General features: G+C 73.4%; 25 protein-coding genes. 6 read left to right on the top strand and 19 right to left on the bottom strand.

Annotated elements, in window-relative coordinates:
• Positions 1-91: 91 nt before the first annotated feature.
• Together tsf and rpsB are read right to left on the bottom strand one after the other, a co-directional pair.
• The gene (gene tsf, locus ABD979_RS08800; protein ID WP_345507087.1) at positions 92-922 is read right to left on the bottom strand and encodes a translation elongation factor Ts; all 831 of its coding nucleotides are present in this window, start codon (positions 920-922) and stop codon (positions 92-94) included.
• A gap of 60 nt (positions 923-982) precedes the next feature.
• The gene (gene rpsB / locus ABD979_RS08795; RefSeq protein WP_345507086.1) at positions 983-1,924 is read right to left on the bottom strand and encodes a 30S ribosomal protein S2; all 942 of its coding nucleotides are present in this window, start codon (positions 1,922-1,924) and stop codon (positions 983-985) included.
• Between the two features lie 283 nt (positions 1,925-2,207).
• On the opposite strand from rpsB, the gene ABD979_RS08790 reads away from it, so the two are divergent.
• Both ABD979_RS08790 and ABD979_RS08785 read left to right on the top strand, forming a co-directional pair.
• A complete protein-coding gene (locus tag ABD979_RS08790) occupies positions 2,208-4,100 on the top strand; it encodes a DUF6541 family protein (RefSeq protein ID WP_345507085.1) in 1,893 nt (630 codons plus the stop codon).
• A 19-nt stretch (positions 4,101-4,119) separates the two neighbouring features.
• Positions 4,120-5,919 carry an alpha-glucosidase gene (locus ABD979_RS08785; RefSeq protein WP_345507084.1) on the top strand — a complete coding sequence of 600 codons (1,800 nt, stop codon included), beginning with the start codon at positions 4,120-4,122 and terminating at the stop codon, positions 5,917-5,919.
• 45 nt (positions 5,920-5,964) lie between these two features.
• Here the strand turns inward: ABD979_RS08785 and ABD979_RS08780 are convergent, their stop codons facing one another.
• On the bottom strand, positions 5,965-6,210 hold the full coding sequence (locus ABD979_RS08780) for a hypothetical protein (RefSeq protein WP_345507083.1): 246 nt from the start codon (positions 6,208-6,210) through the stop codon (positions 5,965-5,967).
• 224 nt (positions 6,211-6,434) lie between these two features.
• Between ABD979_RS08780 and ABD979_RS08775 the strand changes: the two genes are divergently transcribed.
• From ABD979_RS08775 to ABD979_RS08765, 3 genes are all read left to right on the top strand, one after another.
• Positions 6,435-6,680: a hypothetical protein gene (locus ABD979_RS08775; RefSeq protein ID WP_345507082.1), complete on the top strand. Its 246-nt coding sequence runs from the start codon at positions 6,435-6,437 to the stop codon at positions 6,678-6,680.
• Positions 6,681-6,741: 61 nt separating this feature from the next.
• Positions 6,742-7,878, top strand: a complete 1,137-nt coding sequence (locus tag ABD979_RS08770; RefSeq protein ID WP_425583948.1) for a pyridoxal phosphate-dependent aminotransferase — start codon at positions 6,742-6,744, stop codon at positions 7,876-7,878.
• Between the two features lie 95 nt (positions 7,879-7,973).
• Positions 7,974-8,549 (top strand): peptidoglycan DD-metalloendopeptidase family protein, encoded by a 576-nt coding sequence (locus ABD979_RS08765; RefSeq protein WP_345507081.1) that lies wholly within the window; start codon positions 7,974-7,976, stop codon positions 8,547-8,549.
• Positions 8,550-8,593: 44 nt separating this feature from the next.
• Here ABD979_RS08765 and ABD979_RS08760 read toward each other — a convergent pair whose 3' ends face one another.
• From ABD979_RS08760 to rplS, 9 genes are all read right to left on the bottom strand, one after another.
• A complete protein-coding gene (locus ABD979_RS08760; RefSeq protein WP_425583947.1) occupies positions 8,594-9,499 on the bottom strand; it encodes a tyrosine recombinase XerC in 906 nt (301 codons plus the stop codon).
• A gap of 413 nt (positions 9,500-9,912) precedes the next feature.
• Entirely contained in the window at positions 9,913-11,019 is a 1,107-nt protein-coding gene (gene dprA, locus ABD979_RS08755) for a DNA-processing protein DprA (protein ID WP_345507080.1), read from the bottom strand.
• A 27-nt stretch (positions 11,020-11,046) separates the two neighbouring features.
• On the bottom strand, positions 11,047-12,609 hold the full coding sequence (locus ABD979_RS08750) for a YifB family Mg chelatase-like AAA ATPase (protein WP_345507079.1): 1,563 nt from the start codon (positions 12,607-12,609) through the stop codon (positions 11,047-11,049).
• Complete coding sequence (locus ABD979_RS08745; protein WP_345507078.1) at positions 12,609-12,974, bottom strand: YraN family protein; 366 nt, start codon at positions 12,972-12,974, stop codon at positions 12,609-12,611. Before ABD979_RS08745 ends, ABD979_RS08750 begins: the two co-directional genes overlap by 1 nt.
• Positions 12,975-13,102: 128 nt before the next feature.
• Complete coding sequence (locus ABD979_RS08740; protein ID WP_345507077.1) at positions 13,103-13,423, bottom strand: DUF2469 domain-containing protein; 321 nt, start codon at positions 13,421-13,423, stop codon at positions 13,103-13,105.
• A complete protein-coding gene (locus ABD979_RS08735) occupies positions 13,420-14,190 on the bottom strand; it encodes a ribonuclease HII (protein ID WP_345507076.1) in 771 nt (256 codons plus the stop codon). Before ABD979_RS08735 ends, ABD979_RS08740 begins: the two co-directional genes overlap by 4 nt.
• A 17-nt stretch (positions 14,191-14,207) precedes the next feature.
• Positions 14,208-15,176 carry a signal peptidase I gene (lepB, locus tag ABD979_RS08730; RefSeq protein ID WP_345507075.1) on the bottom strand — a complete coding sequence of 323 codons (969 nt, stop codon included), beginning with the start codon at positions 15,174-15,176 and terminating at the stop codon, positions 14,208-14,210.
• Between the two features lie 38 nt (positions 15,177-15,214).
• Positions 15,215-15,952: a signal peptidase I gene (gene lepB, locus ABD979_RS08725; RefSeq protein ID WP_345507074.1), complete on the bottom strand. Its 738-nt coding sequence runs from the start codon at positions 15,950-15,952 to the stop codon at positions 15,215-15,217.
• A 43-nt stretch (positions 15,953-15,995) separates the two neighbouring features.
• On the bottom strand, positions 15,996-16,373 hold the full coding sequence (rplS, locus tag ABD979_RS08720; protein WP_345507073.1) for a 50S ribosomal protein L19: 378 nt from the start codon (positions 16,371-16,373) through the stop codon (positions 15,996-15,998).
• Between the two features lie 220 nt (positions 16,374-16,593).
• Here rplS and ABD979_RS08715 point away from each other — a divergent pair, with 220 nt between their 5' ends.
• Positions 16,594-17,352: an ABC transporter permease gene (locus ABD979_RS08715; protein WP_345507072.1), complete on the top strand. Its 759-nt coding sequence runs from the start codon at positions 16,594-16,596 to the stop codon at positions 17,350-17,352.
• 81 nt (positions 17,353-17,433) lie between these two features.
• On the opposite strand, the gene trmD is transcribed toward ABD979_RS08715, so the two are convergent.
• From trmD to ABD979_RS08680, 7 genes are all read right to left on the bottom strand, one after another.
• Entirely contained in the window at positions 17,434-18,657 is a 1,224-nt protein-coding gene (gene trmD / locus ABD979_RS08710) for a tRNA (guanosine(37)-N1)-methyltransferase TrmD (RefSeq protein ID WP_345507071.1), read from the bottom strand.
• Positions 18,654-19,205 carry a ribosome maturation factor RimM gene (rimM, locus tag ABD979_RS08705; protein WP_345507070.1) on the bottom strand — a complete coding sequence of 184 codons (552 nt, stop codon included), beginning with the start codon at positions 19,203-19,205 and terminating at the stop codon, positions 18,654-18,656. Before rimM ends, trmD begins: the two co-directional genes overlap by 4 nt.
• 116 nt (positions 19,206-19,321) lie before the next feature.
• Positions 19,322-19,564 (bottom strand): RNA-binding protein, encoded by a 243-nt coding sequence (locus tag ABD979_RS08700; RefSeq protein ID WP_345507069.1) that lies wholly within the window; start codon positions 19,562-19,564, stop codon positions 19,322-19,324.
• Positions 19,565-19,566: 2 nt separating this feature from the next.
• Positions 19,567-20,031 carry a 30S ribosomal protein S16 gene (rpsP, locus tag ABD979_RS08695; RefSeq protein ID WP_345507068.1) on the bottom strand — a complete coding sequence of 155 codons (465 nt, stop codon included), beginning with the start codon at positions 20,029-20,031 and terminating at the stop codon, positions 19,567-19,569.
• A gap of 161 nt (positions 20,032-20,192) precedes the next feature.
• Complete coding sequence (locus tag ABD979_RS08690; protein WP_345507067.1) at positions 20,193-21,170, bottom strand: GNAT family N-acetyltransferase; 978 nt, start codon at positions 21,168-21,170, stop codon at positions 20,193-20,195.
• Positions 21,160-22,248, bottom strand: coding sequence for an amidohydrolase family protein (locus tag ABD979_RS08685; protein WP_345507066.1), 1,089 nt, complete (start codon positions 22,246-22,248; stop codon positions 21,160-21,162). The genes ABD979_RS08690 and ABD979_RS08685 overlap by 11 nt, the downstream gene beginning before the upstream one ends.
• A gap of 9 nt (positions 22,249-22,257) precedes the next feature.
• On the bottom strand, positions 22,258-23,142 hold the full coding sequence (locus ABD979_RS08680) for an alpha/beta fold hydrolase (protein ID WP_345507065.1): 885 nt from the start codon (positions 23,140-23,142) through the stop codon (positions 22,258-22,260).
• Positions 23,143-23,209: the final 67 nt, after the last annotated feature.

Below are 23,209 nucleotides of genomic sequence, written 5' to 3'. Positions count from 1 at the left end.
TGCCGGCCGCCCCGAGGGGCGACCGGCATCGGTCCTCGTCGGTGCGCCGGTGCGGCGCGACGAGTGGTGCAGTGCGAGTGGGGTCAGGACCTCACTGGCCGACGCGGAAGCGCGCGAAGGACGTCGCCGTGGCGCCGCCCTCCTCGAGGACCTTCGCGACGGTCTTCTTGGGCTCCTTGGCGAACGGCTGCTCGAGCAGGACGTTCTCCTTGAAGTAGCCGTTGACGCGACCCTCGACGATGCGCGAGAGGGCGGCCTCCGGCTTGCCCTCCTCCTTGGCCGTGGCCTCGGCGACGCGACGCTCGTTCTCGACCGTCTCGGCGGCGACCTCGTCGCGCGTCAGCACGGTGGGGCTGAACGCGGCGATGTGCATCGCGACGTCGCGGCCCACGGTCTCGTCGCCACCCTCGAGCGCGACGAGGACGCCGATCTGCGCGGGCAGGTCGGGGCTCGTCTTGTGGAGGTAGGAGACGACCTTGTCGCCCTCGAGGCGCGCCACGCGGCGGACCTCGATCTTCTCGCCGATCGTGGCGTTGGCCTCGTCGAGCAGCTCCTTGACGGACTTGCCGTCCTCGAGCGTGCTCGCGAGGAGCGAGTCCGCGTCGGTCGCGGCGGACGCCACGGCCTGCGCGAGGACCTGGTCGGCGAGGGCGATGAACTTCTCGCCCTTCGCGACGAAGTCGGTCTCGCAGTTGACCTCGACGAGGGTGCCGACGCCGTCGCCGGCCTGAGCCGTCACGAGACCGTTGGAGGCCGAGCGGCCCTCACGCTTCGTGACGCCCTTGAGGCCCTTGACGCGCAGCACCTCGACGGCCTTGGCGCGGTCGCCATCGGCCTCGTCGAGCGCCTTCTTGACGTCCATCATGCCGGCGCCGGTCTGCTCGCGAAGCGCCTTGATGTCAGCGGCGGTGTAGTTCGCCATGCTCTGTATCGCTCTTTTCGTCAGATGTGTGTGACTCGAAGTGGCTGGGGCCGTGAGGCCTCAGGCCTGCTCGGCACCGGCCGGGGCGGCCTCGGCGGCAGCAGCCTCCGCAGCCTCGGGGGCGACCTCGGCCTCGGCGGCCGGGGCGGCGTCGGCAGCAGGGGCGGCGTCGGCAGCCGGAGCGGCGTCGGCAGCCGGGGCAGCCTCACCCTCGGCGGCCGGAGCGGCCTCGGCAGCGGCGTCCGCGTAGAGCTCGCGCTCCCACTCGGCCAGCGGCTCCTCGGCCTGCGCGTCGGAGCCGGACTTACCGGACGAGCGCTGGACGAGACCCTCGGCGACGGCGTCGGCGATGACCCGGGTCAGCAGCGTGACGGAGCGGATCGCGTCGTCGTTGCCGGGGATCTTGTAGTCGACCTCGTCGGGGTCGCAGTTCGTGTCGAGGATCGCGATGACGGGCAGGCCGAGCTTGCGCGCCTCGTCGACCGCGAGGTGCTCCTTCTTCGTGTCGACGATCCAGACGGCCGACGGGACCTTGGCCATCGTGCGGATGCCGCCGAGGGTCTTGTCGAGCTTGTCCTTCTCGCGCTTGAAGATGAGCATCTCCTTCTTCGTGTAGCCCGAACCGGCCACGTCGTCGAAGTTCAGCTCCTCGAGCTCCTTGAGGCGCGTGAGGCGCTTGGAGATCGTCTGGAAGTTGGTGAGCATGCCACCGAGCCAGCGGTGGTTGACGTACGGCATGCCGACGCGCGTCGCCTGCTCGGCGATGGGCTCCTGGGCCTGCTTCTTCGTGCCGACGAAGAGGATGCTGCCGCCGTGGGCGACGGTCTCCTTGACGAACTCGTAGGCGTTGTTGATGTACGTCAGCGACTGCTGCAGGTCGATGATGTAGATGCCATTGCGCTCGGTCATGATGAAGCGCTTCATCTTGGGGTTCCAGCGACGGGTCTGGTGCCCGAAGTGGACGCCGCTCTCGAGGAGCTGGCGCATGGTGACGACGGCCATGCCGTGTTCTCCCTAGTGTCGTGTTGTCAGTTGTCGTGGGTGGGCCGTCCGGTGTCGGTCCCGTGCACGCACGGGCCCGCGGACGGCATACGCCCACTCCTGGCGCCTGACGCACCCCGCCCCGCCGAACTCGGTGGGGACTGCCGTGGTGCGACCCGGTCCGGTGGACCGGCAGAAGACGCGCGAATTACGGTCCCGTGTGACGAGCACACGTGACCGCAGACCATCGTAGGTCCTGAACCGGGTTGTGGAGAAATCGGCCCGAGCAGACAGAATGACCCGCATGGCGCACTGGGTGGAGACGATCCCGGCCTTCGTCGTCCTCACCGTGGTGCTCCTCCTGCCGGGCTGGCTGGTCGTGCGTGCGCTGGGCACGCGGGGCCTCGAGGCGCTCGCCGTCTCCCCCGCCGTGTCGGTGGGGGTCGTCGCCGTGTGCGCGACGCTCGCCCAGCGGGTCGGCGTCCGGTGGGGGCTGCTGCCGCTGCTGGCCTCGACGGTCGTCGCGGTGGGGGTGGCGCTGCTCGCGATGCGCCTGGTCGGGCGCCACGACGCCGGCCTCGGCCCGACGCGTCGCCTGCTCGGGCGTCCACGACCCGACGCGGTCGTCGCGGTCGCCATCGGCGTGCTGCTCGCGCTGGCGACGATCGTGCCCGCCATCGGCCGGCCCGACGAGCTCGTCGACAGCCCCGATGCCGTCTACCACCTCAACCGGATCCGGCTCTTCCTCGACACCGGCAACTTCTCCATCGCCAACCCGACCTTCTACCCCAACGGGTTCCACGCGTGGATCGCGACGAGCCTGCTGCCGGGCGTCGCGGACGTCCTGCCGGGAACCAACGTCGCGACCCTCGTGCTGGCCGCCGTCGCGTGGCCGATCGGGTGCGTGGCCCTCGCGCGCCACGCGCTCGGCACCTCACGCCTCGTCACGTATGCCGCCGGGCTGGCATCCGCGGCCTTCATCGCCTTCCCGACGATGCTCCTCGGCTGGGGCGTGCTCTGGCCGAACCTCATGGCGACCGCCCTGACTCCCGGCGCGCTCGCGCTCATGCTCCAGGCCGCCCGCTCGAGGCGGCTCGGGCAGTGGCTCGGGTTCGCCGCCGCCATGCCGGGCCTCGCCCTCATCCAGCCCAACGCCCTCGTGGCGCTCGTGCTCTTCGCGCTCGTCTGGTTCGTCGCGGCGCGGGTGCGAGCCGGGCTGCTCGGGCACCTGGCCTGGTGGCGGGTGGCCCGCGACCTCGGCGCCGTCGCCGTGGTCGGGGTGGTGGGGCTCGTCGCCGCTCCGCTCGTCTCGGCGCGGCTCGCCTCGACCCAGTCCTACGAGTGGGACGGCCGGGTGCCGGCGTGGACCGCGCTCGTCGAGGTCGTCGGCGGTCGGCTGCAGATCTCCGCCGTCCTGTGGGGCCTGCTCGTGCTGCTCGTCCTCGGCACCGGCTGGATCGTCCGGCGCGCGCGTGCGGCCCTGCCCGTCGTGGCGATGTGGGTCGCCTGCGTCGTGCTCTACGTCATGGCGGCGTCGTCGACCGCGGCGTGGACCTCGCTCGTGACGGGCTACTGGTACAACGACAAGGTCCGGCTCGCCTCGCTCGCGGCCGTGCCGGGCGTCGTGCTCGTGGCCGCCTCGGCCCCGGCCCTGCGCGCGCTCCTGAGGCGCATCCCCCCGCTGCGCGCGCGGCCCGTCGTGGCGGCCGCCGTGGCCGTGCTGGCCATCCCGGCGCTCACGCTCGGGCTCAACGGTGGCACCCGGTTCCGGGTGCTCGACGGGTTCTTCCACCCGGGCGAGGCCCGCAAGGTCATCCTCTCGTTCGAGGCCCAGGACTCGCTCCGCCGCCTCGCCGCCCGCATCCCGGCCGGGGACGGCGTCGTCGGCCGCCCCGAGAACGGCTCCCCGCTCATGTTCGCGCTCTTCGGCACGAACACGCTCTACCGCTCGATCCCGATCCCGACCACGGGCGACGAGATCGTCATCGGGACGGGCTTCGACGACATGGCGAATCGTCCGGACGTGTGCGACGCACTCGCGCGGCACGACGTGCGGTGGGCCATCGACTCGACCCACGTCTACTGGCTCGACTACCCCGAGCGGTCCTCGGGCCTCACCGGCCTCGCGGACGTCTCCGGGGTCGAGCGCGTCGCCACCGACGGGGACTACACGCTCTACCGCGTCACCGGCTGCTGACCCTGCGAGGATCGGGGGCATGAGCTCCTTCGACGCCGCTCCCGCTGCCGGTCCCGACGCTCCTGCCGCTCCCGGAGCCCGTCCGAGCCTGCGCGAGCCGGGCTGGTGGCGCACCGCGGTCGTCTATCAGGTCTACCCGCGCAGCTTCGCCGACAGCGACGGCGACGGGGTCGGCGACCTCCCCGGCATCACCGCGCGCCTCGACCACCTCGCGAACCTCGGCATCGACGTGCTCTGGCTGTCGCCGGTCTACCGCTCCCCCATGGACGACAACGGCTACGACATCAGCGACTACCGGGACGTCGACCCCTCGTTCGGCACCCTCGCCGACCTCGACGCACTCATCGCGGCCTGCCACGACCGCGGCATCCGGCTCGTCATGGACCTCGTCGTCAACCACACGTCGGACGAGCACCCGTGGTTCGTCGAGTCGCGCGACCCGCGGTCGCCGAAGCGCGACTGGTACTGGTGGCGGCCCGCGCGGCCCGGCCACGAGCCGGGCACCCCCGGCGCCGAGCCGAACAACTGGGGCGCGGCCTTCTCCGGGCCGGCCTGGCACCTCGACGCGGCGAGCGGCGAGTACTACCTGCACCTCTTCTCCCCCAAGCAGCCCGACCTCAACTGGGAGAACCCGCAGGTGCGCCAGGCCGTCTACGCGATGATGCGCTGGTGGGTCGAGCGGGGCGTCGACGGCTTCCGCATGGACGTCATCAACTTCATCTCCAAGGACGTGACGCTCCCCGACGGACCGGTGGCGCCGGGCGCGCCCCACGGCTCGGCGTTCCCCGGCTCGGCCAACGGCCCGCGCCTCGACGAGTTCCTCGCCGAGATGCACGCGGCGGTCGGGCTGGGCGAGCAGCACCTGCTCACCGTCGGTGAGATGCCGGGCTCGACGATCGAGGTCGCCCGGCGCGTCACCGACCCCGCGCGCGACGAGCTGAACATGGTCTTCACCTTCGAGCACGTCGACCTCGACGTCGCCCCGGGGGGCACGAAGTGGGACCTCGCCGACCTGCCGTTGCCGGTCCTCAAGCGCAACCTCGAGTCGTGGCAGCTCGGCCTCGCCGACGTGGGCTGGAACTCGCTCTACTGGAACAACCACGACCAGCCCCGGGCCGTGTCGCGCTTCGGCGACGACAGCCCGGAGCACCGCGTCAGCTCCGCGAAGACGCTGGCGACCGTGCTCCACCTGCACCGCGGCACGCCCTTCGTCTACCAGGGCGAGGAGCTCGGCATGACGAACGCCGGGTTCGCGCAGATCGGGCAGTACCGCGACATCGAGTCGGTCAACCGCCACGCCGCGGCGCTCGGGCTCGGCACCCCGGCCGAGGAGATCCTCCGGTCACTGTCGGTGAAGAGCCGCGACAACGCCCGCACCCCGATGCAGTGGGACGACTCGCCGCACGCCGGCTTCACGACCGGAGAGCCGTGGCTCGCGGTGAACCCGAACCACACGTCGATCAACGTCGCTGCGGCGCAGGACGACCCGGCATCCGTGCTCGCCCACTACCGTGCCCTCATCGCGCTGCGGCACACCGACCCGGTGGTGTCGGAGGGCGACTTCGAGCTGCTGCTGCCCGACCACGAGCAGCTCTGGGTGATCCGGCGGACGCACGGTGGCCGAGCGCTGCTCGTCGTCGCGAACTGTTCGTCGCAGCCGTGCGCGCTCGCGGGTGGCGAGGAGCCCACGGGCGAGGACGACCTCGCCGGGCTCCGGGCGCTGGTGGCGGACGCGGACGTCCTGCTGCCGACCCACCCGGGTCGGCAGGGGCTCGAGCTCGCACCCTGGGAGTCGCGCGTCTACGCGTTCGGGGCGTGACCCGACGCGCCGTCGTCCCGCCGTCGGCTCGTCGTCAACCCGTCGTCAGCCGGGCGTCAGATGCTCGTGGGCGGCGGCGTAACGGCGGTCGAGCTCGCGCACGACCTGGCGCTCGCGCCGCTCGAGCTCGGCCCGTCGGTGCACCTGACCGGGCACGGGACGGTAGCCGCCTGCGGCTGCGTCACGATCGATGCGCTCCTGGAGCAGCGCCAGCTCGGCGATGAGCTCGCGGATCGACATCGCGTCGAGGGCGCGGGCCCGCTCGTCCAGCGGGTGGATCACGTCGGTCATGCCGGGACCCCTTCCTCGTCCGACCGCCCCGACCGGGAGGAGCGGTGCTCCTCGTCGCTTGGGGCCGACGACCCATTCTGCGCCCGCCGAGGGGGTCGGCGGGGCGAAAGAACACGTAGATTTCGCAACATTGCGGGCCGTTTCTCGTAGGCGTGGGGGTGGCGCACGAGTACGTTCTGGCCATGGAGATGAAACTTGCGACGCAGGGGACAGAGGTCCGCGCCATGGACCTGAACGCGAGCCACGTCGGGGCACGGTTCGCGTTCGACGACGTCGACAACCACCGCCACGTCTACGGCATCATCGACGCCGTCGACATCGACGTCGAGGCCGTATGGATCTTCGCCAAGGGCAATCTCGCCGGTGACAACCACATCGCCGGCACGCCGCTCCACCTCGAGGCCCACGACACGATCCACGTCATCGTCGACGACACCCCGTTCGGTCGCGGCCCTGCGGCCACGGCCTGACCCGGTGGCCGAGCAGGCCGCAGCGACCCGTGGCCCCCGACGTCCGGTGCTCGTGCCCCGCATGAGCGGCTTCGGCACGACGATCTTCGCCGAGATGTCGGCGCTCGCGGCGCGCACCGGCAGCATCAACCTCGGCCAGGGCTTTCCCGACACCGACGGTCCCGCGGCGATGCTCCACGCCGCCAAGGCCGCCATCGACGCCGGTCGCAACCAGTACCCTCCCGGTCCGGGCGTGCCCGAGCTGCTCGAGGCCGTCGCCGCCCACCAGCGACGCTTCTACGGCCTCGACCTCGACCCCACGACGCAGGTGCTCGTGACCGTCGGGGCGACGGAGGCGATCGCCTCGGTCGTGCTCGCGCTCTGCGAACCGGGTGACGAGGTCGTCACCTTCGAGCCCTACTACGACTCGTATGCCGCCACGATCGCCCTCGCCGGCGCCACCCGCCGCACGTCCGTGCTCCGCTTCCCCGACTTCGCCGTCGACGAGGCGTCGCTGCGGGCCGCCTTCTCGCCGCGCACCCGGCTCGTGCTGCTCAACACGCCGCACAACCCGACGGGCAAGGTCTTCACCCGGGCCGAGCTCGAGCTCGTGGCGTCGCTCGCGCGCGAGCACGACGCGTGGGTCGTGACCGACGAGGTCTACGAGCACCTCGTCTTCGACGGCGCCGTGCACGTGCCCGTGGCGACGCTGCCCGGCATGTTCGACCGGACCATCACCATCTCCTCGGCGGGCAAGACGTTCTCGGCGACGGGCTGGAAGGTGGGGTGGCTCTCGGGCCCGGCCGAGGCCGTCGCCGCCGCCCGCACCGTCAAGCAGTTCCTCACCTTCGTCGGCTCCGGCCCGTTCCAGCCGGCGGTCGCCGTCGCGCTCGGCCTCGGCGACGACGTGTATGCCGGCATCGCCGACTCGCTCGCCCGCGGCCGCGACCTGCTGTGCGACGCGCTCGAGACCGCGGGCCTCACCGTCTCCCGGCCCGCCGGCACGTACTTCGTCGTGGCGGACGCGGCACCGCTCGGGGCGGTCGACGGGCTCGAGTTCGCCCGACGCCTGCCGGAGCTGGCGGGCGTCGTCGGGGTGCCGGTGTCGGTCTTCCACGACGACCAGGGCGCGGCCCGCACGCTGATCCGGTTCGCCTTCTGCAAGCGGGACGACGTGCTGCGCGAGGCCGGCCGCCGGCTCGCCTCGGCTCGCCCGTGACCCGTCGTCCACACCCCCTCGCTGCTCCGGCCGGGCGTCCACAGCCCGCGACGTGACGGTCGCGGGGGTGCGGGACGCCGGCGCACCCTGACGGGATGGCTCTCGCAACCGCCCTGCTCGGCGCCGTCCTCTCCCTGTCTCCCGTCGTCCTGTCTCCTGTCGTCCTGTCTCCTGTCGTCCTGTCTCCCGTCGTCCTGTCTCCCGTCGTCCCGGGTGGCAGCGACCTCGTCCGGGTCGAGGCGGCGGCACCGGCGACGGCGGGGCGCTGGGCGTGGCCGCTGGATCCTGCCCCTCCCGTGACGCGCGCCTTCGACCCGCCCGAGCACCGGTGGTCGCCGGGCCACCGAGGGGTGGACCTCGCGGCGAGCGTGGGGCAGCCCGTGCTCGCCCCGGCCGATGCACGGGTCGGCTGGGTGGGTCGCGTCGCGGGCCGTGACGTCGTCGTCCTCGTGCACGCAGGCGGCCGTCGCAGCAGCCTCGAGCCCGTCTCCGGGGCTCCGCCGGTCGGCACCGTCGTGGCTCGTGGCCGACCCGTCGGCGTCGTCACTCCGACGCCGGGGCACTGCGCCCCTCGCACCTGCCTGCGCTGGGGCGTGCGCCGGGGCGAGGTCTACGTCGACCCGCTCGGACTCCTCCGGCGAGCGCCGGTCGTGCTGCTCCCTCTCGGGTGACGTGACGCCCTCGGTTCTGGTCACCGGCGCGGGTGGCCCGGGCGTCAGGCGCGCGGGTGGGCCTGCTCGTAGCTGCGGCGCAAGCGGTCGACGGACACGTGCGTGTAGATCTGGGTCGTGGCGAGACTCGCGTGGCCGAGGATCTCCTGCACCATGCGCAGGTCCGCGCCACCCTCGAGCAGGTGGGTGGCCGCGCTGTGGCGAAGGCCGTGCGGGCCGAGGTCGGGGGCGTCCGGCAGGTGCGAGAGCAGCTCGTGCACCACCGTGCGCACCTGGCGGGCATCCACCCGGCGACCCCGGCGCCCGAGGAAGAGGGCCGCGCCGGAGTGCGCGCCGACCACCCGGGGCCGCGCGGCCAGCCAGTCCTCCACGGCCCGCCGGGCTGGCGCTCCGAAGGGCACGACGCGCTCCTTGGCCCCCTTGCCGAGCACCCGAACCACACCCTGACGCAGGTCGAGGTCGTCGACGTCGAGCGCGGCGAGCTCGCCGACCCGGATGCCGCTCGCGTAGAGCAGCTCGAGCATCGCGCGGTCACGCACGTGGATCGGGTCGGCGTCGTCGGCCCGCACCGTCGCGAGGTCGAGCAGCTCGCCGGCCTCGTCCTGGCGCAGCACGCCCGGCAGGGTGGGGCGGCGCTTGGGGGCCACGAGCCGCAGGGACGGGTCGCTCGGGATCCGGCCCGTGCGCTCGGCCCAGCGCAGGAAGGTGCGCGCCGAGGCTGCCCGGCGGGCGATCGTCGACCGCGCCGCCCCGGCGTCGGCCTGCTCCCCCAGCCAGGCGCGCAGGTCCGCGATGCGCAGCTCGTCGATGCCGTCGATCCCGCGCCGTGCAGCGAACACCAGCAGGTGCCGCACGTCGCCGAGGTAGGCCCTCCGCGTGTGTTCCGACCGTCCCCGCTCGGCCCCCAGGTGGCGCGAGTAGGCGTGCAGGAGCTCCGCCTGCTGCTCCAGCACCCGGTCCGGCGTCGTCGCCCCGCCCGCGCCTGCCTCGCTCGTCGTCACCTCCGTCACACCCGCACCATCGCAAACACCCTGGGCTCCCGCAAGCACCACCCACCCCCCATCACCCCTAGCGGCTACGACACTGACCCGCACCACGGGTCACTGACGTAGCGAACGCACCCCCACCACCCGCCCGGCAGCCACCCCCAGCGGCTACGACACTGACCCGCACCACGGGTCACTGACGTAGCGAACGCACCCCCACCGCCCGCCCGGCAGCCACCCCCAGCGGCTACGATACTGACCCGCACCGCGGGTCAGTGTCCGAGCGAGCGCACGCCGCTCCGACCCGGGGCCGGCCCCTCGGGTCCCGAGCCCGGTCATGGGGTTCGTGATCATCGGCCCCGGACGATGGGGGCCGGTCAGTCCTGCGGCTGGTGTCGGTTCCGGGGACGTTTGCGCCAGGTGCCGGTGGTCTCGGCGACGAAGCCCGCCCGCTCGAGGCGACCGAGCGCTGCCCGGACGATCAGCGGGGCCAGGGCCGTCGCGAGCACGAGGGCGTCGAGCGTGACGCCGGCTCGGAACGGCACGGCCTCGAGCACGGCAGCGTCGACCGGGGGCAGCTCGTCGCCCGGCTGGGCCGGGCCGCGCGCCGGCTCGCAGGCGTCGTCGCCGATGTCGCCGACGAGGTCGACGATCTCGGCGGCGCTCGTCACCAGGACGGCGCGCTGGTCGCGGATCTCCTGGTGACAGCCCGAGGAGGTCATCGAGGTGATCGGCCCGGGGACGGCACCGACCGGGCGACCGGCCTCGATCGCGTGCTTGACGGTGTTGCGCGAGCCCGACCTCAGGTCGGCCTCCACCACCACGGTGCCGCGGGTCATGCCGGCGATGAGGCGGTTGCGGGACAGGAAGCGCGAGCGCATCGGCGCCGAGCCGGGAGCCACCTCCGACACGACGAGACCCTCCTGCGCGATGCGGGCGAGCAGGTCGGCGTTGCCGACGGGATAGGGCCGGTCGACGCCACCCGCGAGGACCGCCACCGTGGTGCCACCGGCGGCGAGCGCCCCGCGGTGCGCGCTGGCGTCGATGCCGAAGGCGGCACCGGAGACCACGGCCCAACCACGCTGCACGAGCCCCGCCGCGAGGTCGGCGGCGACCTGCGCGCCGTACGTCGTGGCCGCGCGCGACCCGACGACGGCGACCGACCTCTCGACCGACTCGGCGAGGTCGAGGTGTCCCCGCACCCAGAGGCACCACGGCGGTGACGGGATCTGTGAGAGCCGCTCGGGCCACTCGTCGTCGTCGGGCACGACGAGCCGCGCGCCCACCTTGGCTGCCACGTCGAGGTCGCGGTCGGTGTCGAGCGCCGCGACGCGGGCCGCGAAGCGATGCAGGCTGCCCGCGCCCGCGCGGATGCGATCGACCGCCTCCACCGCACCGACCTCGCCCACGAGGACTCCGGTCTCGACGTCGCCGGCCTCGACGAGGCGTGAGAGCGAGGCCCTCGCGAACCGGTCAGCGTCCACGACCCACCTGCCCGACGAGAATCCCGCTCATGCCGCCACCCCGGCTCGGTGCCGGAGCGACAGCGCGAGGTCGACCTGCTCCCGGTCGGGCCTGACGAGGCCGGTGAGGTCGGCGATCGTCCACGCGCAGCGCAGCGTGCGGTCGTAGCCGCGGAGGCTGAGCGCCCCGGTCTCGAGCGACCGGTCGAGGGTCGCGGTGGCACCGGGTGGGAGCCGCCAGGGCCGGCCCCGCAGCACCGAGCCCGGCACGTCGGCGTTGGCGCTCCGGCGGCGCCCGAGCACGGACCGCCACCGCTCCGCCTGGGCCTCGCGCGCGGCCGCCACCCGGCGCGCGACCACCGCGGTCGGCTCACCGGAACCGATGCCGGCCATCGACAGGCCTGGCGGCTGCACGTGGACCTGCAGGTCGACCCGGTCGAGCAGCGGGCCGCTCAGCTTGCCGAAGTAGGTGCGGCGCATGAGCGGGGTGCAGGTGCAGTCGAGGCCCTTACCCCACCCGTTGCCGCACGGGCACGGGTTCGCGGCGAGCACGAGCTGGAAGCGCGACGGGAAGGTCACGGTCTCGTTGGCCCGGGCGATCGAGACCGTGCCCCGTTCGAGGGGCGTGCGGAGCGACTGGAGCACGGACTTGTCGAACTCCGGCGTCTCGTCGAGGAAGAGCACGCCGCGGTGCGCCTGCGTGATCGCCCCCGGCCGGATGCGCCCGGACCCACCGCCGATGACGGCCGCCTGCGAGGCCCCGTGGTGCGGCGCGACGAAGGGCGGCCGCGAGATGAGGCGCACATCCTCGCCCGAGCCGAGGGCGCCGAGCACCGAGTGGATCGCCGTCACCTCCATCGACTCCGCCTCGTCGAGCGGCGGCAGCAGCCCGGGCAGGCGCTCGGCGAGCATCGTCTTGCCGGCCCCGGGTGGCCCGGCGAACAGCAGGTGGTGGCCACCGGCAGCGGCGATCTCGAGGGCGAGCTTGGCGTCGGCCTGGCCCATGACCTCGCTGAGGTCGCGCACGGCCTCCGGCTGGGGGGCCGGCCGTTCCGGCACCGGCACCTCCTCGACGGGCCGCCCCTTGCCGAGCGCCCGGTAGCGCTCGACGAGCTCGGTCACCATGCCGACGGGGTGGACCCGCACGCCCGCGACGAGGCGGGCCTCGCCGGCGTTGGCCACGGGCACGACGACGTGGCGCACCCCGACGAGCGAGGCGGCCCGCACGAGCGGCAGCACGCCCGGCACCGCCCGCACCGTGCCGTCGAGCCCGACCTCGCCGATGTGCACCACGTCGCGCACGACGCCGTCGGGCACGATCCGCAGGGCGGCCGCCACGGCCACGAAGATGGCGAGGTCGAAGGCCGTGCCGATCTTGCGCTCCCCCGCCGGCGAGAGGTTGACGGTGACCCGGCGCTGGCTCACCGGCATCTTCTCGATGAGCGCCGCCGCGGCCTTGATCCGGTCGGCCGACTGCTTGACCGCCGAGTCGCCGAGGCCGCTGATGGCGAAACCCGGCAGCCCGGTCGCGACGTGGGCCTCGACGTCGACGACGAAGCCGGCCACCCCGCGCAGCCCCACCGACCGGGTGCGCCCGAGCCCCTGGCCCATCAGCACACCCCGCGCAGGTGCTCGAGCACGGCCCGGCCCGCGGGCGGGCGGAGGATGGAGATGACGTCGATGCGCAGCACGAGGCCGGCCGCGTCACCGGGGTGGGCGTCGCGCCACAGGCCCGCGAGCCGCCGCAGGCGCCGCTGCTTCGTGCGGGTCACCGACTCGAACGGCGCCCCGAACGACTCGTCCGAGCGCGTCTTCACCTCGCAGACCACGAGGTCGTGCCCGTCGAGCGCGACGACGTCGATCTCGCCGCGGACGCAGCGCCAGTTGCGGTCGAGGATGCGCAGGCCCGAGTCGGTCAGGTAGCGGCAGGCGAGCTGCTCGCCGTACCTGCCGAGGTCACGCGTCGTGAGGTCCATGCCGACCAGCGTCGCCGCGCCGGACGCGTCAGGACAGGGCCCGTCGCGCAGCTGTGGACGACGCGTCCCCGGGCGGAGGGGGTGTGGACAGACGGAGGGGTCACCGCCCCGTCAGGCGCCGCGCACCCTCAGGCGAAGTCGCCGCCCTCGGGCATCTTGATGTCGGGCTTGGGCAGCTCCTCGACGTTGACGTCCTTGAAGGTCACGACCCGCACGTTCTTGACGAACCGGGCCGGCCGGTAGATGTCCCACACCCACGCGTCGGCCATCGTCACGTCGAAGAACACCTCGCCGCCGTCGCTGCGCACCTTCACGTCGACCGAGTTGGCGAGGTAGAAGCGCCGCTCCGTCTCCACGACGTGGGTGAAGAGGCCGACGACGTCGCGGTACTCCTTGTAGAGCTGGAGCTCCATCTCGGTCTCGTACTTCTCGAGATCTTCCGAACTCACCTGATCGCCGTTCCTGTCTGCTCTGCCGGGATGGCCACCGGAGCCATGGTCTCCGTGCCCTCATTCAACACCCCGACGGGCTCCGGCACGTGCACGCCGGGCAGCCGCCACGAGCGCCGGTGCAGCTCGCACGGGCCGAGGCGCGCCAGCGCGTCCATGTGCTCGGGGGCCGAGTAGCCCTTGTTGAGGCCCCAGCCGTATGCCGGGTGCTCGGCTCCCAGCGTGACCATGAGCGTGTCGCGCTCGACCTTCGCCAGCACGCTGGCCGCGGCCACCGAGGAGCACTTCATGTCGGCCTTGACCATCGTCGTGACGGGCGGCGTGGCCGGGCCCTCGTCGTCGGCGAAGGCGAAGAGGCCGACGTCGGTGGCGGCCGTGAGCCAGTCGTGGTTGCCGTCGAGGATGACGAGGTCGGGCACGACCCCGAGCGAGCCGAGGGCACGCAGCCCGGCCAGCCGCAGGGCCGCCATGATGCCGACCTCGTCGATCTCGTCGGGGCCCGCGTGGCCGACGGCGTGCGCGACGGCCCACCGCTCGATGCGAGGAACGAGCACGGTGCGCGCCCGCTCGGTCAGCAGCTTGGAGTCCTTGACGCCGATCGGCGCCGACCGAACCGTCTCGTCGATGACGACGACGCCGACGCTCACCGGGCCGGCGAGCGCGCCGCGGCCGACCTCGTCCATGCCCGCGAGGAGGCGGTGGCCGGAGCGCTGCAGCGCCCGCTCGACGCGGAGCGAGGGCTTCGTGGAGGGGGTGGTGCGGGGCACGTCGGTCCTTGCTGTGCTCAGCCCGCGGCCTTCGTCGCCGTGGCGCCCGGCTTCGCCGCCGGACGGGTCGTCGCCTTGGGGCTCGGGTTGACGGTGGCCTTGGTCGAGGGGGTGGTCGACGGCGTCCGGGGCGACGGCACCTGGGCGAAGGTGCGCTCGGGCACCCCCAGCCACGTCACGTGCTCGATCGGCCACACGACGAAGAGGGCCCGCCCGACGATCTTGTCGATGGGGACCGAGCCGGTGGCCCCGGTGCCGTCGTCGTGCCAGCGGCTGTCGGAGGAGTCGGAGCGGTGGTCGCCCATGACCCACACCCGGCCCGCGGGCACGGTGATGTCGAACTTGCGGCCCTCGCTCGGGTAGTCACCCGGCTTGATGTAGGACTCGGTGACCTCGACGCCGTTGACGCGGATCTTGCCGGTGTCGCCGTCGGCCTGCACGCGGTCGCCGGGGAGGCCGATGACGCGCTTGATGAGGTGGTTCTCGGAGTCCTCCGGGAGCAGCCCGACGAAGACGAGGGCCTCGTGGAACGGGCCACCGACCGTGCTCGGCTGGTCGTCGAGACCCGCGAGCCACGGGGTGGGGTCACCCGGGTCCTCGAAGACGACGACGTCGCCGCGCTTGAGGTCGAACGGCCCGGGCGTCAGCTTGCTGACGATGACGCGGTCGTCGCGCACGAGGGTGTTCTCCATCGACCCGGACGGGATGTAGAACGCCTGGAAGAGCCACGTCTTGACGACGAACGAGAGCGCCATCGCGAGGACGATGACGATGACGATCTCCTTGATGCCCGCGAGGACCGTCGCGCCGAAGCCGCGCCGCTCGTCGTCGTCGTAGTCGTCGTCGAAGTCGTCCGCGTCGTCACGCGCGCCGGCCGGTGCCCGCCCCGCTCGCGTGCCCCGCTCGTCGGCGCCGTACGGGTCGTCGATGCCGTCGGCCGGATGCCCGCGCGTCGGGTCTTCGGGGCGTCCGGTGTACTGCGACATCACTCACCATTTCGTGGGACGGAGGGTCGTTCAGGCCATCAGTCGAGCGGTCCGAGCCGATCGAGCGGCCAGTATCGCACCCAAACCTTGCCGATGATGTCGTCCCCGGGCACCGTGCCACCTCCCGGGTCGCCGAGGTGGGCGCGCGAGTCGGCCGAGGAGCCACGGTTGTCGCCCATCACCCAGAACCGGTCCGGCGGCAGCGTGACGTCGAAGGTCGTGCCGCTCGGCGCCTCCCCCGGCGCGAGGTAGCGCTCGGTCACGGCCACGCCGTTGACCTCGAGGCGGCCGTCCTCCGCGCAGCAGCGCACGCGGTCGCCGGGCAGGCCCACGACACGCTTGACGTAGTCGGTGGGTCGCCCCTCGCCGACGAGGCTGAGCACGGCGTCGAGCACGCTCCGGAGCGGGCCGTCCTCGGGCGTGGCGAGGTTGAAGGCCGCCGAGGCGTCGAAGACGACGACGTCACCGCGACGCAGCCCCTCGGGCGGGGTCAGCCGGCTGACGAGGATTCGGTCGCCGACGCGGAGCGTGTCCTCCATCGACTCGCTGGGGATGCCGAAGGGGGTGACGACGAAGGCGCGCAGCGCCACGATCGTGACGAGCACGAGCGCGGGGGCCACGAGCCAGCGGCGGCGGTGCACGGTGGCATACCGGCTCGGGCGGCGGATGCCCGGCGCCGCGCCGTCGGCGGGCCCCGGGGACGGCGAAGGCGCGGTGGTCCCCTCGGGCGGGGGCGTCCCGGAACTCGTGTCCGGGTCGGCCCGTCGGGGGTCCACCGCGCCTCGCGTGATCAGGCGGACGTCTGCGTGGGCAGCGTCGTCAGCTCTTCTTGGCGTCGGCCTTGGCCGGCACCGCGTCACGCTTCTCGCGGATCTTGGCGGCCTTGCCGCGCAGGCCACGCAGGTAGTAGAGCTTGGCGCGACGCACGTCACCGCGCGACACGAGCTCGATCTTGTCGATGACGGGCGTGTGCACCGGGAAGGTGCGCTCGACGCCGACGCCGAAGGAGATCTTGCGGACGGTGAAGGTCTCGCCGACGCCACCACCGTGGCGACGGATGACGACGCCCTGGAACACCTGGACACGCGAGCGCGTGCCCTCGATGACCTTGACGTGCACCTTCAGGGTGTCACCCGCGCGGAAGTCGGGGACGTCGGACCGCAGCGAGGCGGAGTCGATCGCGTCGAACGTGTGCATGATGCTTCACTTTCCTGGGCGCCACAGGTCACCTCGTCACAAGATGGGTGTGCGCGTCCGCCAGGCCGCGTGGGGCCACCCGAGCCGTCGTGCTGCTCGTCGCGGTGACCCGACTCCCCCTGTGGCAGGGGCCGTCGTGTGCGGACGCAATGACCAAGTCTGCCAGAGCACCCGGCATACCTGAAATCGGCGGCGCGGGGCGACCCCCTAGCGTGGGCCCGTGGACGTCTCTCCCGGCTGGCCCGTCATCGCGTGCCTCCTCATCCTCCTCGTCGTCACCGTCGTCGCGAACCGCCTCGGCGGCCTGGGGCTGGGGCGCGCGTCGGTGCTCGCTGGTGCGCGCGCCGTCGTGCAGCTCTCGCTCGTCGCGCTCGTCATCACGGCCGTCGTCGGCTCGCTCGCGCTCTCGTTCGTCGCCGTCGCGGTCATGTTCACCATGGCCGTCGTGACGACGTCGAAGCGGGTCGGTGCACCGCGCGCCTGGCCGTGGGCGGCGGCATCGATGGCGTGCGGCATCGTGCCGGTCGTGGCCGTCGTGCTCGCGACCGGCGCCGTGCCGCTCACCGGCATCGCCGTCATCCCGGTGGCCGGCATCGTCATCGGCAACACGATGACCGTGCACACGCTCGTCGGCCGGCGCACCTTCTCGGCCCTGCGCGAGGAGCACGGTCAGTACGAGGCCTCGCTGTCGATCGGGCTGACCTCGGCCCAGGCCATCGACGAGGTGATCGCGCGGCGCGTGCCCGAGGGCATCGTGCCGAGCCTCGACCAGGTGCGCACGTCGGGGGTCGTGACGCTGCCGGGCGCCTTCATCGGGGTCATGCTCGGCGGCGGCAGCGCCGTGCAGGCCGCGACCGCGCAGGTGCTCGTGCTCTTCGCGATCATGGCCACGCAGGCGATCACGGCGAGCGTGCAGGCGCGCCTCATCTGCCGGCGCAGCCTGCTGCCGCCCGACCTCGCGGCGTCGCTCGTGTCGTGAGCCGGCGGGGCTCCCGCGGCACGGCCAGCCGGTGCCCGGAAGCCGGGAGCCGGCTCAGCGGACTCAGCCGCCTCAGCGGGCTCAGCGTCGGCGCTTGGTCAGCGTGACCGCTCCCGCGATCGGGGCCGCGTCCGCGCTGCGGCGGTAGCCGGCGCGCTTGTACATCCGCAGGTTCCCCTCGCTGCGGGCGCCGGTGTGCAGCACGAACGTCCGGATGCCGTCCGGTGCGGCTCTTTCGGCGTGCTCGAGCAGGCGTCGGCCGAGCCCGCGCCCCTGCAGGTCGGGCACGACGCAGAGCCGCCCGATGAGCCACTCGTCCGGGCGCCCCGGAGGGACCGACGTGCGCACGGCACCGACGAGCCGGCCGGCGCTGCGGGCGAGCCACGTCTGCGTCTGCTCGAGGCCGGCGCGCACGTCGTCGAGGCTCTCGTGCAGGGCCGGGATCTCGAGAGTGCCGTTGGCGACGGCCTCCTGCACCCAGCAGGCCCGCATCAGCACCGCGAGCTCGGGCACGTCGCCGGGGGTCGCGGCGGAGATCTCGACCTCCGGGCCGCCCTCCGCACCGGGGGCGTGCGAGGCGTGCAGCAGGTCGGGGCGGCGGGCCGCGGTGCGGGCCAGCCGCTGCTCGTGGCGCCAGGCCGCGATGGCGGCGTGGTTGCCCGAGAGGAGCACGGGCGGCACCGGGCGGCCGGCCCACGTGCTGGGCTTGGTGTAGATGGGGTACTCGAGCAGGCCGTCCTCGTGGGACTCCTCGACGAGCGACTCGGCGTTGCCGATGACGCCCGGGACCAGGCGCCCGATGGCCTCGACCATGGCGAGCACGGCCACCTCGCCGCCGTTCAGCACGTAGTCGCCGAGGCTGACGACCGACACCTCGAGCCCGAGCTCCTCGCGGGCGTGCTCGTAGACGCGCTCGTCGATGCCCTCGTAGCGCCCGCAGGCGAAGGCGAGCCACGGCTCCTGCGCCAGCTCGCGCGCCAGGGCCTGGGTGAAGGGCTGCCCCCCGGGCCCGGGCACGATCAGCCGGGGCTTGGCGGCATACGGGTTGCCTTGTGCGAGAACGTGGTCGAGCGCCTCGGCCCACGGCTGCACCTTCATCACCATGCCGGCGCCGCCGCCGTAGGGCGTGTCGTCGACCGTGCGGTGCCGGTCGTGCGTGAAGTCGCGCAGGTCGTGCACGCGCACGTCGAGCAGGCCGTCCTCGCGAGCCTTGCCGATGAGCGAGAGGTCGAGCGGCGAGAGGTAGTCGGGGAAGATCGAGACGACGTCGATGCCGAGCGCGGGACGTCGGGGGGCCTGCGTCACTCGGTGCCCTCGCGGTAGAGGTCGAAGAGTCCGGGGGGTGCGTCGACGACGACGTGGTCGTCGGCCACCGTCGGCACGATCCGGCGCACGAACGGCACGTAGGCCGTCACGCCGTCGGTCAGCGTGAGCACGAGGCGGTCCTGCGCCGGGCCGATCTCGAGGCCGCTGACGGCGCCGAGCTTCTCGCCGCTCGGGTCGCGCACCTCGAGCCCGACGAGGTCCTCCTCGTAGTAGGCGTCGTCGTCCGTGGCGGCCGGGGTGGCGTCGTCGAGCACGAGCCGCGTGCCGCGCAGGCTCTCGGCACCCTCGCGGTCGGGGATCTCCTCGAACGTCAGCAGCCAGATGCCCCGGTGCACGCGCGTCGAGGCGATGGTGAGGGCACGGGGCACGCCCGTGCCGGCCTCGGCCTCGGTGTCGAGCACGGCCCCGACCGGGAAGCGTCGCTCCGGGTCGTCGGTGTGCAGCTGGACGGTCACCTCACCACGCAGTCCGTGGGGCTTGCCGATGCGGGCGAGGACGACCTTCATGTCCCGAATCCTCTCAGCCATGGCGCGAATCCTCTCAGGTTTGGTCACGGTGCGGGACGCGACAAGGGCGCCCCGGTCGAGCCGGGGCGCCCTTGTCGAAGACGCGGTCCGAGGACTCCCGAGGGAGTCGTCGGCGCTCAGCGCACGCGGTCGGTGTCGACGATGTCGACCCGCACGTTGCCGTTGCCCGCCAGGGCGGCGACGACGGTGCGCAGGGCGCTCGCCGTGCGGCCGGAGCGGCCGATGACGCGGCCGAGGTCGTCGGGGTGGACCCGGACCTCGAGCAGCTCACCGCGGCGCAGCTCCTTGCGGCGCACGACGACGTCCTCGTCGTGGTCGACGATGCCCTTGACGAGGTGCTCGAGCGCCTCCTCGAGCATGCTCAGGCCTCGGCCTTCGCGGTGTCGTCGGCAGCGGCCTCGGCGGGAGCCTCAGCCTTGTCGTCGGCCTTGTCAGCCGTGGCGTCGGCCTTCGGCTCGGACTTCTTGGCGGCCTTCTTGCGCGGCGTCGGGCCGTCGGTGCCGGCGTCGTTCTTGCCACCGGCAGCGGCGATCGCGGCCTCGTAGAGGTCCTTCTTGGAGGTCTTGGCCTCCTTGGTCTGCAGCTTGCCCTCGTCGACGATCTTAATGAGCGCGGCGACGGCCTCAGTCGGCTGCGCGCCCTGGCTCAGCCAGTAGTGCGCGCGCTCGATGTCGATGTCGATGAGCGAGGGCTGCTCGGTGGGGTGGTACTTGCCGATCTCCTCGATCGCACGGCCGTCACGCTTGGTGCGCGAGTCCATGACGACGACGCGGTAGAACGGTGCACGGATCTTGCCCATGCGCTTCAGACGGATCTTGACTGCCATGGTGGCGGTCTCCTCAACCAGTAGTGAGCGCGGCGAGACCGGCTGGGTTCAGCCGGGGTGCCGACGCTCGGTGTGTAGGCGTCCGGTCCAGCCGAGAGAAGGCCGGACGGGTACAGCCCTCCATTCTGCCAGACCAGCAGGGGTGCTCCGACCACGCCGAGTCAGGCGAAGGCCGCCCGTACGGCGAGCGCGTGCCGCACGACCTCCTGCTTCGGCACGTCGAGGGCGGCGCCCAGCACCGGCACGGCCGAGGGGTCGAAGCCGGCCCGGGCGAGGCCCATGCGCAGCTCGGGGCCGCCGGCACGGCACTCGACCACTCCCCCGACGCAGGACGCGCGGAGCAGCTCGAAGAGGACGGCCGGCTGCTCGACGGTCGCGGACGAGAAGAGCGGCAGCCCCAGCTCGGCGGCCACCGCGGCGGCGAGGCTCGTGCCGGCGCGGCCGCCGTACTCGTCGGGTCCCCTCGGGGCGGCGGCACCCGTGACGACGCAGGCGATCCGCCGGTGTCCCTGCGTGCGGTACGGCACGGCCGGCCAGTCGGTGGCGAGCATCGTGAACCGCTCGTGGTCACGCCAGTCACGCCGGCCGTCGGGCCCGGGCAGGTGGAGGAAGGCGCGCGAGAACCCCTCGTGCACGAAGCCGAGCGAGCGCACGAGACCGGCCGAGCGGTGGTTGGCCGGCTGGATGTTGGCCTCGACGCGGTGCAGGCCCATCCCGAGCGGCGCGTCGTCGAAGACGAGGTCGAGCGTGAGGGCCAGCCCCTCGGCGAAGAGGCCGCGGCCGGCATACGGGTCGTAGGCGTCGTAGCCGATCGTGGCGCTGCGGAACGCGCCGCCCACGACGTTGGCGACGTTGACGCGACCGACGAGACCGTGGCTGCCCTCCGGGTCGAGCGCGTGGACCATGAAGGTGCGGTAGGTGGGCGACTGGCTGCGGATGACGACCGGCAGGTTGTTGGGGTCGGGCATGGCGAAGGCGGAGAGCCGCCGCTCCGAGAGGGTCACGGCAGCGGCATACGCGGGGATGTCGGCCTCGGTCGGCGGCCGCACGCGCACCCGCTCGCCCTGGGCCGTGAACGCCGCGGCGCCGCCGCCGACGCCGGCCCCGCCGGCCGCGCCGCCCCCGCCCTCAGCCGACAACGCGGCCTCGCAGCACGACGGCCTGCGGCTGCCCCACGACCGTCACGTCGTCGCGGGGGTCGGCGGCGTAGACGACGAGGTCGGCGTCCTCGCCCTCGGCGAGACCCGGGCGGCCGAGCCAGGCGCGGGCGCCCCACGTCGCGGCGTCGACGACCTCGAGGTTGCTCAGCCCGGCCTTCGTCAGCTCGACCATCTCCTGCGCCACGAGGCCGTGCGGGAGGCTCCCGCCGGCGTCGGTGCCGACGTAGATCGGCACACCGGCCTCGTGCGCGGCGCCCACCGTGGCGTAGCGGCGCTCGTGCAGGTCGAGCATGTGGCGGTGGTAGGCGGGGAACTTCTCCGCGGCCGGGGCCGCGAGGTCGGGGAACTGCGCGATGTTGACGAGCGTCGGCACGATGGCGATGCCCCGGGCGGCGAAGGTGTCGATGGAGTCCTCGCGCAGCCCGGTCGCGTGCTCGATGCAGTCGATGCCCGCCGCCGCGAGGTCGCGCAGCGACTCCTCGCCGAAGCAGTGCGCCGTGACGCGCACGCCCTCCTCGTGCGCGGCGGCGACCGCCGCGGCCACCGCGTCGCGCGACCAGCTCGGCGCGAGGTCGCCGACGTCGCGGTCGATCCAGTCGCCGACGAGCTTGACCCAGCCGTCGCCGTGGTGGGCCTCGAGCCGCACGTGCCGCACGAGCTCGTCCTCCTCCACCTCGTGGGCGAAGTTGCGGATGTAGCGACGCGTGCGCGCGATGTGCCGTCCCGCGCGGATGATCTTCGGCAGGTCGTCCCGCTCGTCGACCCAGCGCGTGTCGCCGGGCTGGCCGGCGTCGCGGATGAGCAGGGTGCCGCGGTCGCGGTCGGTGAGCGCCTGCTGCTCGGCCTCGGCGCGCGGCACCTCGCCGTGCGGTCCGAGCCCGACGTGGCAGTGCGCGTCGACGAGGCCCGGCAGCACCCAGCCCTCGAGCGTCTGCACGTCGGCGCCCGCGCCGGGCGGGCTGAAGCAGATGCGGCCCCCGACGACCCAGAGCTCGTCGACGACCTCCTCCGGCCCGACGAGCACGCGACCGCGGACATGGAGCACCGGTGCACTCATGCGCCGACCCTAGCCGCCGACGGGCGCCAGCTCGGTGAGCACCTCGCCCCAGTGCGTCAGCAGGGTCGCGAGGTGGCCCTCACCCGCGCGCACCACGAGGCGGGACGTCGGCAGGTGCTCGTGCAGCCAGCGTCCGTGCGCCGGCGGCACGACGTGGTCGCGGTCGCCGTACCAGAGCGTGACCGGCGCCCTCACGTCCGCGAGGTCGACGTCCCACCCGACCGTCAGGGTGAGCCAGTCGCGCGAGGCTCCGCGATACGGAGGTATGCCGGGTCGCCCGCTCCCGGCCCACGGCTCGAGGATCTCGGGCGAGACGAAGCCGCCGACGACGGGTGCCCGGGGCCCGGCATGCGGCCCGGTCACCGCCGCGGCGTCCCGCAGGGCCACGGCCGCGTCGTGGTCGCCCGCCAGCGCGGCCCGCACCGCCGGGTCTTCGCTCGGGTCTTCGGCCGGGCCGTCGGCCAGGCCGTCGGACACGGTGAGGTCGGCGACGAGCTCCTCGGCGAGCAGCGGCCCCGGCCCAGCGACGACGCCGACCCGCGTCACCCGGTCGGGCCGGCGCGCGGCCACCCCGAGGGCGAAGGGTCCGCCGCCCGAGACCCCGAGCACCGCGAAGCGGTCCACCCCGAGCAGGTCGGTGACCGCGGCGGCGTCGTCGGCCACCGAGGCGAGCGACGTGCGGGCGTCGGACGACCCGCCGTAGCCGGGACGCGAGAAGGCGAGCAGCCGCACGCCCGCCCGCCGGGCCGGCCCGTCACCGAGCGCCGCCTGCAACCGCCCGCCGGGCGTGCCGTGGAGGAAGAGGACCGGTCTGCCTGACCGGTCGCCGCCCTGCCAGACGTCGAGGCGGCGGCCGTCCGGCAGCCGCAGCCGCGAGCGCCCGTCGGTGGTCACGGGACGAGCGTAGGAGGCTCAGGCGATCGCGGCCACGACGACGAGCGAGACGGCCAGCTGCACGGCC

This window comes from Terrabacter aeriphilus (genome assembly GCF_039542985.1).
GTDB lineage: Bacteria > Actinomycetota > Actinomycetes > Actinomycetales > Dermatophilaceae > Terrabacter > Terrabacter aeriphilus.
This window is presented reverse-complemented; position numbering and strand designations above follow the sequence as displayed.

Bases quoted from the DNA above. Each gene is read 5' to 3' on its own strand.
- tsf (WP_345507087.1), bottom strand. From the start codon at position 922: ATGGCGAACTACACCGCCGCTGACATCAAGGCGCTTCGCGAGCAGACC.
- rpsB (WP_345507086.1), bottom strand. From the start codon at position 1,924: ATGGCCGTCGTCACCATGCGCCAGCTCCTCGAGAGCGGCGTCCACTTC.
- ABD979_RS08790 (WP_345507085.1), top strand. From the start codon at position 2,208: ATGGCGCACTGGGTGGAGACGATCCCGGCCTTCGTCGTCCTCACCGTG.
- ABD979_RS08785 (WP_345507084.1), top strand. From the start codon at position 4,120: ATGAGCTCCTTCGACGCCGCTCCCGCTGCCGGTCCCGACGCTCCTGCC.
- ABD979_RS08780 (WP_345507083.1), bottom strand. From the start codon at position 6,210: ATGACCGACGTGATCCACCCGCTGGACGAGCGGGCCCGCGCCCTCGAC.
- ABD979_RS08775 (WP_345507082.1), top strand. From the start codon at position 6,435: ATGGACCTGAACGCGAGCCACGTCGGGGCACGGTTCGCGTTCGACGAC.
- ABD979_RS08770 (WP_425583948.1), top strand. From the start codon at position 6,742: ATGAGCGGCTTCGGCACGACGATCTTCGCCGAGATGTCGGCGCTCGCG.
- ABD979_RS08765 (WP_345507081.1), top strand. From the start codon at position 7,974: ATGGCTCTCGCAACCGCCCTGCTCGGCGCCGTCCTCTCCCTGTCTCCC.
- ABD979_RS08750 (WP_345507079.1), bottom strand. From the start codon at position 12,609: ATGGGCCAGGGGCTCGGGCGCACCCGGTCGGTGGGGCTGCGCGGGGTG.
- ABD979_RS08745 (WP_345507078.1), bottom strand. From the start codon at position 12,974: ATGGACCTCACGACGCGTGACCTCGGCAGGTACGGCGAGCAGCTCGCC.
- lepB (WP_345507075.1), bottom strand. From the start codon at position 15,176: ATGTCGCAGTACACCGGACGCCCCGAAGACCCGACGCGCGGGCATCCG.
- rplS (WP_345507073.1), bottom strand. From the start codon at position 16,373: ATGCACACGTTCGACGCGATCGACTCCGCCTCGCTGCGGTCCGACGTC.
- rimM (WP_345507070.1), bottom strand. From the start codon at position 19,205: ATGGCTGAGAGGATTCGGGACATGAAGGTCGTCCTCGCCCGCATCGGC.
- ABD979_RS08700 (WP_345507069.1), bottom strand. From the start codon at position 19,564: ATGCTCGAGGAGGCGCTCGAGCACCTCGTCAAGGGCATCGTCGACCAC.
- rpsP (WP_345507068.1), bottom strand. From the start codon at position 20,031: ATGGCAGTCAAGATCCGTCTGAAGCGCATGGGCAAGATCCGTGCACCG.
- ABD979_RS08685 (WP_345507066.1), bottom strand. From the start codon at position 22,248: ATGAGTGCACCGGTGCTCCATGTCCGCGGTCGCGTGCTCGTCGGGCCG.